10 protein-coding genes are annotated in these 11,983 nt (G+C 73.5%); 4 read left to right on the top strand and 6 right to left on the bottom strand.

Annotated features, from left to right (window positions below):
* Positions 1-26: 26 nt before the first annotated feature.
* Together ACH5HR_RS03360 and ACH5HR_RS03355 are read right to left on the bottom strand one after the other, a co-directional pair.
* Entirely contained in the window at positions 27-2,222 is a 2,196-nt protein-coding gene (locus ACH5HR_RS03360) for an ATP-binding protein (protein ID WP_416476231.1), read from the bottom strand.
* A gap of 77 nt (positions 2,223-2,299) precedes the next feature.
* Positions 2,300-3,439, bottom strand: a complete 1,140-nt coding sequence (locus tag ACH5HR_RS03355; RefSeq protein WP_402371163.1) for a glycosyltransferase family 4 protein — start codon at positions 3,437-3,439, stop codon at positions 2,300-2,302.
* A 150-nt stretch (positions 3,440-3,589) separates the two neighbouring features.
* Here ACH5HR_RS03355 and ACH5HR_RS03350 point away from each other — a divergent pair, with 150 nt between their 5' ends.
* Together ACH5HR_RS03350 and holA are read left to right on the top strand one after the other, a co-directional pair.
* Positions 3,590-6,748, top strand: coding sequence for a glycoside hydrolase family 9 protein (locus ACH5HR_RS03350; protein ID WP_416476229.1), 3,159 nt, complete (start codon positions 3,590-3,592; stop codon positions 6,746-6,748).
* 72 nt (positions 6,749-6,820) lie between these two features.
* Entirely contained in the window at positions 6,821-7,846 is a 1,026-nt protein-coding gene (holA, locus tag ACH5HR_RS03345; RefSeq protein WP_416476227.1) for a DNA polymerase III subunit delta, read from the top strand.
* A gap of 79 nt (positions 7,847-7,925) precedes the next feature.
* On the opposite strand, the gene rpsT is transcribed toward holA, so the two are convergent.
* A complete protein-coding gene (gene rpsT / locus ACH5HR_RS03340) occupies positions 7,926-8,186 on the bottom strand; it encodes a 30S ribosomal protein S20 (protein ID WP_402371171.1) in 261 nt (86 codons plus the stop codon).
* A 150-nt stretch (positions 8,187-8,336) separates the two neighbouring features.
* A complete protein-coding gene (locus tag ACH5HR_RS03335; RefSeq protein ID WP_416476409.1) occupies positions 8,337-8,879 on the bottom strand; it encodes a type II toxin-antitoxin system PemK/MazF family toxin in 543 nt (180 codons plus the stop codon).
* Positions 8,880-8,936: 57 nt separating this feature from the next.
* Between ACH5HR_RS03335 and ACH5HR_RS03330 the strand changes: the two genes are divergently transcribed.
* Positions 8,937-9,464 carry a VOC family protein gene (locus tag ACH5HR_RS03330; protein ID WP_402371173.1) on the top strand — a complete coding sequence of 176 codons (528 nt, stop codon included), beginning with the start codon at positions 8,937-8,939 and terminating at the stop codon, positions 9,462-9,464.
* Positions 9,465-9,475: 11 nt separating this feature from the next.
* A complete protein-coding gene (locus ACH5HR_RS03325) occupies positions 9,476-10,288 on the top strand; it encodes a MerR family transcriptional regulator (protein WP_416476225.1) in 813 nt (270 codons plus the stop codon).
* 6 nt (positions 10,289-10,294) lie between these two features.
* Here ACH5HR_RS03325 and ACH5HR_RS03320 read toward each other — a convergent pair whose 3' ends face one another.
* Together ACH5HR_RS03320 and ACH5HR_RS03315 are read right to left on the bottom strand one after the other, a co-directional pair.
* Entirely contained in the window at positions 10,295-11,083 is a 789-nt protein-coding gene (locus tag ACH5HR_RS03320; RefSeq protein ID WP_402371177.1) for an enoyl-CoA hydratase/isomerase family protein, read from the bottom strand.
* A 107-nt stretch (positions 11,084-11,190) separates the two neighbouring features.
* Positions 11,191-11,961: a maleylpyruvate isomerase N-terminal domain-containing protein gene (locus ACH5HR_RS03315; protein ID WP_416476224.1), complete on the bottom strand. Its 771-nt coding sequence runs from the start codon at positions 11,959-11,961 to the stop codon at positions 11,191-11,193.
* Positions 11,962-11,983 lie beyond the last annotated feature (22 nt).

Here is an 11,983-nt window from a genome sequence, read left to right as displayed (position 1 = left end):
GGCTCCATCCTGCGCCGCCGGAGGGCTCAGCGCGTCTGTCGTTCGACGTATTCTTCGAGCACCCATCGAGCCACCTGGACACGCGAGCCGACGCCCAGCTTGGTGCGGATCCGCTCGACGTGCGTCCGGGCCGTGCCGGGGGAGATGACGAGGCGCTCGGCGATCTGCGGGTTCGTGAGGCCCTCGGCCACGAGCTCGGCCACCTCGAGCTCGCGCGGGGTGAGGACGGCCGCGCCACGCCTGCGGGTCGTCGTGCGACGGCCCAGCGCCACCACCTCCGCGATCGAGAGCGCCGGTTGACCGCCCATCGTCTCGGTGTCCCCAGGCTCGGCGGAGCCGATGCGGCGACGCATCTCCGCCGCGGCGCGGTGGCAGTCGCTCGCGTCCCGCACCCGACCGGTGGCCCCCAGGACGAGCGCCAGCTCGTCGACCAGGGGAGCGGCCTCGGCGAGCGCGTGGTACGGCGCCAGGTCGTCGAGCCCTTCGAGCAGGAGCGTCGCGGCCGCACCGAAGTCGCCGCGGCGTCGAGCCAGGACCCCGAGGTGCCCGCGGACGCGGCCCGCCAGCCAGACCGGAGGGTGGACCGCGAAGATCTCCCGGGCCTCCTCCAGCAGCGGTTCCGCGACGGCGTCCTCGCCGGCCTCGAGCTCGATCCCGCCCAGGTTGGCGCACCAGAGAGCGTGCAGGCGGGGGTCCGTCTGCGGGTCGTACAGCTCCCGCACCTGCCGGTATGCGTCGCGGGCGTCGTCGAACCGCCCCTGGGCGGCCGCGACGTCTCCGCTGACCCCCAGGGCGAAGGGCAGCCAGGAGGCCGGCTCACCGCGACGACGGATCTTCTCGAGGGCGTCGCGCGCGTGCTCGGCCGCGTCGTCGAGGAGGCCGAGGATGCGCTCCTGGTCCGCGAGCATGTACTCCAGGACGGCACGCCCGGCGCCGTCGAGGACGGCGATGGCGGCCTTGCTGCGATCCAGCCCGAACCGGATCCGACCCGTCACCCGCCAGAAGCGGATCGTGCCGGTGAGCAGACCGACCAGGGTGGGGGCGTCGCGGCAGGCGATGGCGCTGTCGATGGCCGCGACGATGTCGTCGTGCAGCTCCTCGAGCTCGTGGATCTGCTCCGGGGAGAAGTAGCGGTCACGGTCGCGCTGTGCGGAGATCCGGGCCAGCACGGCCTGGCGGTGCGCGGCGGTCACCTCGACGCGAGCCGCGTCGTCCAGGCAGGCCCGGGCGTGCTCGCGGACGACGGCGAGCATGCGGTAGCGCGTCGTGGCACCGGTGGTGTCGACGGCCAGCAGCGAGTGGTCGACGAGCTCGGCGAGGCCCGTCACGACCTGTGCCGGCGAGGAGCCGGGCGGGCAGACCGCACCGGCCAGCGAGGCGTCGAAGCCACCCACGAACGTGCCGAGCCGCCGGTAGAGATCAGTGGTGTCGTCGGTCAGGAGCGCCAGGCTCCAGTCGAGCGAGGCGGTCATCGTGCGCTGGTGGGCGGTGCCGCCGCGCATCGCGGGCAGCCGCAATCGCTCGGCGAGGCCGGCGTCGAGCTCGGCCGGCGTCATGGTGCGCAGCTGCGTGGCGGCCAGGACGAGCGGCAGGGGGAGCCCGTCGAGCCGCCGGCACACGGAGAGCAGAGCGGCGCCCTCCGGTCCCCTCGGGTCCACCCGGGCTCCGACGGCGTTCGCCCGTGCGGCCAGCAGCCGTACCGCCGGGCCGGGCTCGCCGTCGTCGGTCAGCGGCAGCGGACCGAGGCCGAGCCGGCGTTCGCCCGGAACGTCCAGGGGACGCCGGCTCGTCGCGACGATCATCAGCTCGGGGCACGCCGCCGCGACCATGCCGACGAGGTGGGCCGCGGCGTCGAGGACGTGCTCGCAGTTGTCGAGGACGATCAGGGCGGGCCCGCTGCGCAGCTCCGCCGCGAGGACGTCGTGCGGGTCGCCCAGCGAGGAGCGCAGCCCGACCTCGTGCAGCACGTGCACCACGACGTCCTCGGGCTGGTCGACGACCGTGAGGTCGACGAACCATCGACGCCCGAACTGACCGGCGAGCAGGTGACCGACCTCGATGGCGAGGGACGTCTTGCCGGACCCGCCGACGCCGGTGATGGTCACGACGGACTGGCTGGCCGTGTCGACGGCTTCCAGGACCGCCTGGACCTCGTGCTCGCGACCCAGCAGCCGCGTGCGGCGGGCGGCGAAGGTCGGCGCGGCGGCGAGGTAGCGGTCCACCGGATCATGCAACCACGTGCGCGGGGCGACAGCAGCGGAAGTCCACGCTGTGTCAGGCGCGCGCCGGCTTCCCGGCGTCAGGCCGTGAGAAGCCGGTGGAGCGTGTCGAACCGTTGGTCCCAGGTCCAGGCGCCCCGCACCCAGCCCGGCCCGTCGGCCCCCATGCGTCGGCACCGGGCCGGGTCCGCGAGCAGCTCGACCAGGCGGCGGGCGACGTCGTCCGGGTCGGTGCCGTCGACGACGAACCCGGTCCTGCCGTCGCGCACCGCGTCGGGGGCGCCACCGGAGCTGCCCACCACCACGGGCAGCCCGGCGGCCTGGGCCTCGAGGTAGACGATGCCCAGGCCCTCGACCTCGAGCCCGCCGCGTCGGCTGCGCGACGGCATCGCGAAGACGTCGGCCGCCGCGTAGAACGAGGGCATCGCCGTGTGCGGGTGCCCGCCGGCGAGCACCACGCGGTCAGCCAGGTCGCGGTCGTGGACGAGCCGGCGCAGGCGGTCGGCGTCCGGCCCGTCCCCGACGATCAGCAGCCGCGCGTCCGGCACGTCGCGCAGGACCGCCGGCAGGGCGCGGACGAGCGTGTCCTGCCCCTTGCGCTCCACCAGCCGGGCAGCGCACAGCACGACCGGCGCGTCCGGCGGGATCCCGTAGCGGGTGCGCACCTCCCGGCCCCCGGCCGGGTCGGCGCCGGCGAACGTCTCGGGGTCGACGCCGGGGGAGAGGCGGACGGCGCGCGCCGCGGCCTGCGGTCCGACGGCGGCCGCGAGCGTGTCGACCGTGCGGTCCGAGAGGTAGGTGAGGTGGTCCACGTCCCGGCCGATGCGTCGCAGCGCCGCGCGGGTGCCCGGGACCCGGGCCCACCACAGCTCGTGGCCGTGGGTGGTGGCGACGATGCGGCGCACGGAGGTGCGACGACGCAGCGCGGAAGCCATGAGCCCCAGCGGGGCCGCAGCGCCGAACCACACGCTGTCGCAGCCGTGCTCCTCGACGAGCCGCACCACCTGGCGGGTGCGCGCGGGGGTCGGCAGCAGCATGCGGGTGTCCGCGCGCACCACGGGGTAGGGCAGGGTGCGGTCGAACGCGTCCTGGCCGGGGGTGGCGGACGTGTGGACGACCACCTCGGCCGGGTCGAACCGGGAGGTCATCGCGTGGACGAACGTCTCGATACCGCCCTGACGCGGGGGGAAGTCGTTGGTGACGACGAGGGTCCGGGGCACCGGCTCAGGCTACCGGGGGCCGGCACGAGTGGGGAGGGGCGGCGGCGTGGGCACAGGATCGAATCCATTCGGGCACGGGTTCACGTGATCTGTCTCACGCGCTAGGCTCGGGGCGTCCAAAGATGGAAGCGCTCTCACAGAGGAGACAGCGTGAGACCAAGACAGCAACGACGCCGTCCGGTCGTGGCCGCCGCAGCAGCACTCGCCCTCGCCGCCACCCTGGTACCGATCGGTGCCCAGGCCGAGGACGCCCCCAACCTCGTCGCCAACGGTTCGTTCGAACCGGGTGTGGCCGGCCAGTGGTGGGGGATCGACGACAGCCAGGTGAGCGACGGCGAGCTCTGCCTCGGCGTCCCGGAGGTGGAACGGTTCGGCAACTTCGTCGACCTCGACCTCGTCGCGGGCGAGACGTACTCCGTCGGTTTCACCGCGCACGGCGAACCCGGCACGGCCGGCCTGCAGATGAGCGTGCAGTCCGACGGTGCCGCCGGTGAGGTGACCTACGACGTCCAGGAGGCGTTCGCCGTCTCGCCCGAGGCGCAGGAGTACGAGTGGTCGTTCACGGCCTCCGGCGACGCGCAGCGGATCCAGTTCGAGCTCTCCGGTGCCGAACCCGCCAGCGAGCTGTGCCTGACGTCGGTGCACGTCAACCCGGTCGCCGAGCTGCTGGCCAACCCGACGTTCGACGGGCTCGAGCCGTGGTGGACCGCGGGCGACGTGACGCTGGCAGAGTCCGACGGCCGCCTGTGCGGAGTCGTGCCGGGCGGCGGCGAGCAGTGGGACGTCATCGTCGGCCAGAGCGGGGTCGCCCTCGAGGCCGGTCGTGCCTACACCGTCACGGTGACCGCGAGCGCCGAGCCGCAGGCCTCGGCCCGCGTCATCGTTCCGGACCCCGAGACCGAGTGGCCCCCGCTCTACTTCGCGGACGTCACGCTGCGGCCCGACGGGCAGTCGTTCAGCGAGACCTTCGAGGTGGCGGCCGACGCCGAGTCGGAGATCCAGCTCCAGCTCGGCGGCAACGAGGACGACTTCGAGGTCTGCCTGGAACTGGTCTCGCTGACCACCGGCGGAGAGGTCGCCGAGTTCGAGCATGACACCGGCCCGCGCGTGCGGGTGAACCAGCTCGGCTACCTGCCGGACGGCCCGAAGAACGCCACCCTGGTGACGGAAGCGGTCGACCCGGTCGTGTGGGAACTGCTCGACGACGGCGGCGACGTCGTCGCCTCCGGCGAGTCGGAACCGGCCGGCTTCGACGAGTCGGCGGGCCTGGACGTGCACACCATCGACTTCGGCGACGTCGCCGAGACGGGCACCGGCTTCCGCCTGGCTGCCGACGGCGAGGAGTCGTACCCGTTCGAGATCACGCCGTCGCTGTACGAGCGGCTGCGCACCGACGCCCTCGGCATCTACTACACGCAGCGCTCGGGCATCGAGATCGAGCCGATCGAGATCGACGGCGAGCTGCACAAGGAGGAGTACGTCCGCCCGGCCGGTCACGTGTCGAAGTTCGGCGGCAGCGACGTCAACCAGGGCGACGTCGACGTGCCCTGCCTGCCGCCCACCGGTGCCGTCGACCACCAGGGCTCGCCCCAGCTCGGCGGGGACGACCACTACGGTGCCGACGGGTGGGCCTGCCCCGAGGGGTACACCATCGACGCGTCCGGCGGGTGGTACGACGCGGGCGACCACGGCAAGTACGTCGTGAACTCGGGCATCTCGGTCTACCAGCTGCTCTCGGCCTACGAGCGCTCGCTGCACGCCGGCGTGGTGAACGAGGGCGCGCTCGGCGACTCCACCCTCGTGATCCCCGAGCGAGGCAACGATGTGCCGGACGTCCTTGACGAGGTGCGCTGGAACCTCGACTGGATGCTGAAGATGCAGGTGGCCGACGGCGTCGACATGACCATCGACGGCGACGAGGTCGACGCGGGCGGGCTGGTGCACCACAAGCTCCACGACATCGCCTGGACCGGGCTGAACACGCTGCCCCACGAGGACCCGATGCCGCGCTACGTGCACCGGCCCTCGACGGCGGCCACGCTCAACCTCGCCGCCGCCGCCGCCCAGGGCGCCCGCCTGTACGCCGAGCACGATGCGGCGTACGCCGACGAGCTGCTCGACGCCGCCCGGCGTGCGTGGGAGGCCGCGGGTGCCCACCCGGACATCCTCGCGCCCAACACGAACGACCTCGACCCGAACCCGGGTGGTGGCCCGTACAACGACGACGAGCTCGACGACGACCGGTACTGGGCTGCGGCCCAGCTCTTCCTCACCACGGGTGAGGAAGAGTTCGCCGATGCGGTCCTGGAGTCCGAGTACCACGTCGGCGGTGACCAGGGAGACATCTGGTCGCCCACCGGGTTCGACTGGGGCAGGACGGCTGTCGCCGGCCGTCTCGACCTGGCCACGGTGCCGAACAACCTGCCCGGCCGCGGGGACGTCATCGACTCCGTGGTGGAGGGCGCGGACGGCTACCTGGAGATCCAGCAGGGCGAGCCGTTCGGCCACCCGTACAACCCGGGGGGCTACGTCTGGGGCTCGACCCACCAGGTCCTCAACAACGCGGTGATCATCGCCACGGCGTTCGACCTGACCGGCGAGGAGAAGTACCGTGCCGCGGCGCTGGAGTCGATCGACTACGTGCTCGGCCGCAACGCGATCAACAACTCGTACGTCACGGCGTACGGATCGCACTTCTCGCAGAACATGCACAGCCGTTGGTACGCCTCCGCCGATCGCCTGCCGCCCTTCCCGGACGGGAAGGTGGCCGGTGGCCCGAACTCGGGCATCGAGGACCCGGTGGCGCAGGCCAACCTCCAGGGCTGCGCGCCCCAGGCGTGCTACATCGACGACGCCGACTCGTGGTCGACGAACGAGACCACCATCAACTGGAATGCCGCGCTCGCCTGGTACGCCTCCTGGGCGGCCGACATGGGCGACGGCGCGACGGCGTGGGAGCCGCCGACGCCGACGTGCCAGGTGTCGTACACCCGGCACGGCACGTGGCCCGGTGGCGGGGCAAACTCCCAGGTCTGGGTGACCAACCTCGGTCCGGGTGCGATCGACGGCTGGGAGCTCGCCTGGGAGCTGGGTGACGGCGAGTCGGTGACGCGGTCGTGGAGCGCCGACGTCACGCAGGAGGGCGCCACGGTCACGGCGGGGAACGCCTCGTGGAACGGCCGTCTGGCCGACCCGGACGGCACCGAAGTCCGCGGAGACACCGCGACCTTCGGGTACCTGAGCAGCGGTGCCGACGGCGACGAGCCCGAGGTGTTCCACCTCGACGGGGTGCGCTGCGCCACGGACTGACCGGTCCGAGCGACCGTTCGCCCTGCCTGCCGGGCCGCGCCGACTGTCGGTGCGGTCTGGCAGGCTGGGCCCGTGCCATCGACCTCTTCTCGTCCTCGCCCAGCGCGGCGCCCGAAGGCCTCGGCGAACACCCGGCCCTGGGACGACCCGACGCTCGCCCCGGTCGTGCTCGTGCGCGGACCGGAGGGACTCCTCGCGGAACGCGCGGTCGACGGTGTCGTGGACCTCGCGCGGTCGCGCGACCCGGAGATCGAGAAGGTCGAGCTCGAGGCCGCCGCCTACGTCGGCGGTGAGCTGACGGTCGCCGCGAGCCCGTCGTTGTTCGGCGAGGCCAAGGTGGTGGTGGTCCGCGGCGCGGAGGCGTGCACGGAGGACCTGGTGGCCGACCTGGTCGACTACGTCGCGGCCCCTGACCCGGAGGGCTTGGTCGTCGTGGTGCACGGCGGCGGCAACCGCGGCAAACGGATGCTCGACGCCATCACAACCTCCGGCGCGCCGGTGCTGCAGTGTGACGCGATCAGTCGCGACGCCGACAAGGTGGCGTTCGTCTCCGGTGAGCTGCGCGCTGCTCGGCGGCGGGCTGAGCCCGCGGCCGTGCGTGCCCTGGTGGACGCCCTCGGCAACGACCTGCGCGAGCTCGCCTCGGCGTGCGCTCAGCTCGTGGCCGACACCACCGGCACGATCGGGGAGGCGACCGTCGACCGCTACTACGGCGGGCGCGTCGAGGCGACGGGGTTCAAGGTGGCGGACGCCGCCGTGGCGGGGGACGCCGGGTCAGCGGTGGCGCTCCTGCGGCACGCCCTGGACACCGGGGCGGACCCGGTGCCGGTGGTGGCGGCTCTTGCGCTGCGGCTGCGTACTCTCGCTCGGGTCGCGGCGATCCGTGGTGGTTCGACGACGGCGCGGGAGCAAGGGCTCCAGGAGTGGCAGGTGCGCAACGCGAACCGAGACCTCTCCCGGTGGACACCGGAAGGCCTGGCCGCGGCGATCGCGGCGGTGGCGCAGGCCGACGCGGACGTCAAGGGCGGGGGGCGTGACCCGGTCTACGCGGTCGAGAAGGCCGTCCTGACGATCGCGCGCGCCCGTGGTATGCGCTGACGGCGCGGGCGCTGGAACAGCGAGAGGGCGCCGTCCCGTCCGGGAACGGCGCCCTCTCGCACCAGCGTTCGGTGTCAGCTCAGAGCGAGTCGACAGCCTTCGCGATGGCCGACTTGCGGTTGGCCGCCTGGTTGGAGTGGATGACACCCTTCGAGACGGCCTTGTCGAGCTTGCGCGTCGCGGTCTGCAGGGCAGCCGAGGCGGCCTCCTTGTCACCGGCGGCGACGGCGGCACGAACCTTACGGATGTGCGTCTTCAGCTCCGACTTGACGGTCTTGTTGCGCAGACGAGCCTTCTCGTTCGTCTTGTTGCGCTTGATCTGGGACTTGATGTTTGCCACTGGAGTACTTCCTGGTGTGTTCGCCTGACGGCGAGCGGATAGGTCGTAGAGGGCGGCCGCAGCTCCGGGACTGGGGTGGGGACCCGTGGAGAGGAACTGTGGCTGTGCCCGCCGACCTGGGCGGACACGCAGCGCACTAGATTACCAGCCTCAGGCCCCTCGCGCCATCGCCTCGGCCACCCGGTCGAAGACGTGCCGGTCCAGCACGGCGCCCTCGCGGCGCACCGCCCCCGGGTCTACACGGATCACCCGGTCCAGCCGGACCTCGCTCGGTCGCCGCCGGCGGTCCCACGGGCCGCTGCCGATGTCCATCCAGTACCGGCCGTGCCGGGCCTCCTGAGCGGCGTCGAGGTCGTGGTCCCGGCTGGTGAGCTGCAGGCCGAGCAGCCAGGGGCCGTCGCGGCCCACGAGCAGCACCGGCCGGTCCTTGCCCTGGGTGGCGTCCTCCTCGTAGGGCACCCACGTCCAGACGATCTCGCCCGGGTCCGGTGCGCCGTCGGGGCGCGGGGAGTAGCTGGCGCGGACGGCGCGGTCGTAGTCCCCCGGGTAGGTCCCTCGCGCCGTCGGGGCGCTCGCTGCCGGGCCGCCGGACCGCGACGTCGTGCCGACCGGGGTGCGCCGGCCCCGAGGCCGGGCGCCGATCGCGGAACCGAGGACTCGAGCCGCACGTCGCAGCGTCGACCAGCGGGGCATTCTCACGCGGGCAGCATAGCTTGACCCTCACGCGGCGTGAGGCCGGAGGGTGGGCGCATGACCTTCTACCACGCGTTCGAGATCAGCCCTGTCCCCGCCCCCGGCCCTGACGCCGTCCCGCCGGAGCCGTTCCGCGGCATCTACGGGATGCCGGCGTTCGTGACGGTTCCCACGACCGATCTTGCCGGCTCGACCGACTTCTGGGTCCGAGGGCTCGGGTTCTTCGAGCTGTTCGGCATCCCCGGCGTCCTGGTGCATCTGCGCCGGTGGACGTTCCAGGACGTGCTGCTCGTCACCGCGGCGAGCGTCCCGGAGGAGCCGCCGGCCATGAGCTACAGCTTCGCGGGGGTGCTGAGCCAGGTCGACGAGGTGGCCGAGGCCTGCCGTGCCCTGCGACCGCACGGGGTCCACGGGCCCCGGGACACACCGTGGAACACCCGGGACGTGGAGGTGATCACGCCCGAGAACGCGCGGGTCGTGCTCACGGCCGCGAAGCAGTACGACGGGGACAGCGAGGAGGCGCGGAACCTCGCGGACATCGGTATCACCGGGCCGACGCACGCCGGGGACGGCGACGGGCGGTGATACTGAGGAGCATGCCTGCTGCCCCGCCCGCGCCCTCCGACGGCCTGACGGTCGGCCAGGTCGCGACCCGCCTGGGGGTGACGGTCCGCGCGCTCCACCACTGGGACGAGATCGGCCTGGCGCGCCCGTCCGCGCGCACCGCCGCGGGGTACCGGCTCTACACGGCGGACGACGTGGAACGCCTGCAGCGGATCGTCGTCTACCGCGAGACCGGCCTCGGGCTGGACGCGGTCCGTGCGGTCCTGGACGGTCCGACGACGGACGTGCCCGCCGCGTTGCGGGCGCAGCGTGCCGAGGTCGCCGCCCGCGCCGAGCGACTCCGGCAGCTCGGCGTCGGTCTGGACGGTTTTATCGAGGCCCACGAGCGGGGCCTGGTGCTAACCGCGGAGCAGCAGGCCGCGATCCTCGGCCCGGGCTGGGACCCGGGCTGGTCCGCCGAGGCGCGCCGGCGCTACGGAGACACGGCCGAGTGGTTGCGCTACGCCGAACGCTCGGCCTCTCGTGGTCCGCAGGAGTGGCAGGGCGCGGCTGACGCCCTGGCCGGCGTCGAGGTCGCGCTCGGTGAGGCGATGGACGACGGCGTCGTCCCGGGTGGTCCCGAGGCGAACCGGCTCGCCGAACGGCACCGCGAGGTCTTCTCGGCCTCGTGCTTCCCCCTCAGCCGGCAGATGCAGGTCTGCCTCGCGCGCCGGTTCGAGGCGGAGCCGGGTTTCGCGGCTCACTACGACGGCGTCCGCCCGGGTCTTGCCTCGTGGTTCCGGCGCATCGTCGACGCGAACGCCCGGACCCACGGCATCGACCCCGCCACCGCGACCTGGGAGTAGGTCCGGTCACCGCCCGCCGAACGTCGGGCGGCGACGGGCGAGGAACGCGTCGACCGCCTCGCGGTGGTCGGCAGACCGTCCGAGGCGTTCCTGCTCCTCGGCCTCCGCCGCCAACGTCTCCGCGAACGGCTGGGTCGTCGCCGCGGCGACGAGTCGCTTGGACGCCGCGTGGGCGAGCGTCGGGCCGGCAGCGAGCCGCCCCGCGAGCTCGCGGGCGGTCGTCAGCACGTCCTCGGCGGGCACGACGCGCCCTGCGATACCCCACGCGACGGCGCTCCGGGCGTCGAACGTGTCGCCGAGCAGGACCAGCTCGCGGGCTCGCGCCGCTCCCACCGCCCAGGTGAGCGTGGCCGACAGCCCCGTGTCGAACGTCAGGCCGACGCCGCCGAACGCCGTGCCGAGCACGGCGTCGTCGGCGAGCACCCGCAGGTCGCAGGCCAGGGCGATGCCGAGGCCTGCCCCGACGCACGCGCCGTGCACGGCGGCGACGACCGGCTTGGGCATCGTGGTCAGCGCCTCCGCGATGGGGTTGTAGTGCCGCTCGACGGTGCGCTGGGTGGCCCAGGCACCCGAGTCGAGCGACGCGACGTGCTCGCGCAGGTCCTGACCGACGCAGAAGGCGGGGCCGGCGCCGGCGAGGACGACGGCGCGCACCTCGGGATCGGCTCCCACCTCGCCGAGCGCGGCCAGCAGCTCCTCCTTGAGCGTCAGGTCGAGGGCGTTGCGGGCCTCGGGACGCTGCAGGGTGACGACGGCGACGGCGCCGTCGTCCTCGACAGTGACGGTGTGCGGCACAGGGTGCTCCTCAGGGCGGTGAAGCGGCCGGGGGAGACCGCGGACGGACCGGTCGGCGGTCCAGTGAACCAGGGCAGCGGACGGGTGGCGAGCGAGACCGTGTCTCCTCAGGGCACGATCGGCGCGGCGAGAGCGCTGCCGAGCGCCGCGACGTCGCCCACGATCTCGACGTCCGCCTCGGCGGGGGTGAGGCGCCGCCAGAGCACCAGGGCGAGGTCGCGGGACGATCCGCGGACGACGACGTCCGGTCCGGTGCCGCCGCCCAGCGTCCAGGACCAGCCGACGTCGGTGGCCTCCAGCCCGACGGCGACGGTCAGCGGGTCCATCCGACCCAGCCGCACCTGGCGCGGGGCGAACATCCTGACGACCTCGTCGACGGCGTCGGCCCAGACCTCCGCCGCGACGTCGATCGGTGCCTCGTGCCCGACGGCGATGGCGGAACCTTGGCGCGCGGCCCGCAGGTCGTGCAGGTGCACGAGCGTCTCGTGCGCCTGCCGGCGTCGCCAGAACGAGGCGGGACCGTTGCCGAGCAGGGTCCACGACCTGGCGTCAGGGCCGAGCGTCGCGAGGGCCTCGCGGACCTCGGCCGCCTGCTCCGCGTAGAACGGCGCGAGGTCGAACGGGCCGCGGCCGAGCGGTGTCTCCTGCACGCGACGGGCCTGGCCTGCGGCCCAGTGGTGGATGCGCCCGAGGTGGGTGACGAGGTTCCGGACTCGCCAGCGTCCGCACGCCGGGACGCGGGCGTCCGGGTCCGCGCTCTCGACGTCCACGGCGAAGGCCTGCTGCAGGCCGCCCAGCAACGCCAGGTGGTCGAGATCGTCCGCGGCGTCGGGGCGGCGACCGGAGCGGGGGTCGACGACAGGTGCGGCCGTGATCATGACGTCACGCTAGAGGGCGGCG

The organism is Isoptericola maris (assembly GCF_048065335.1).
Classification (GTDB): Bacteria; Actinomycetota; Actinomycetes; order Actinomycetales; family Cellulomonadaceae; genus Isoptericola; species Isoptericola rhizosphaerae.
Note: the sequence above shows the minus strand (reverse complement) of the source record. Positions and strands in the feature narration are given on the sequence as shown.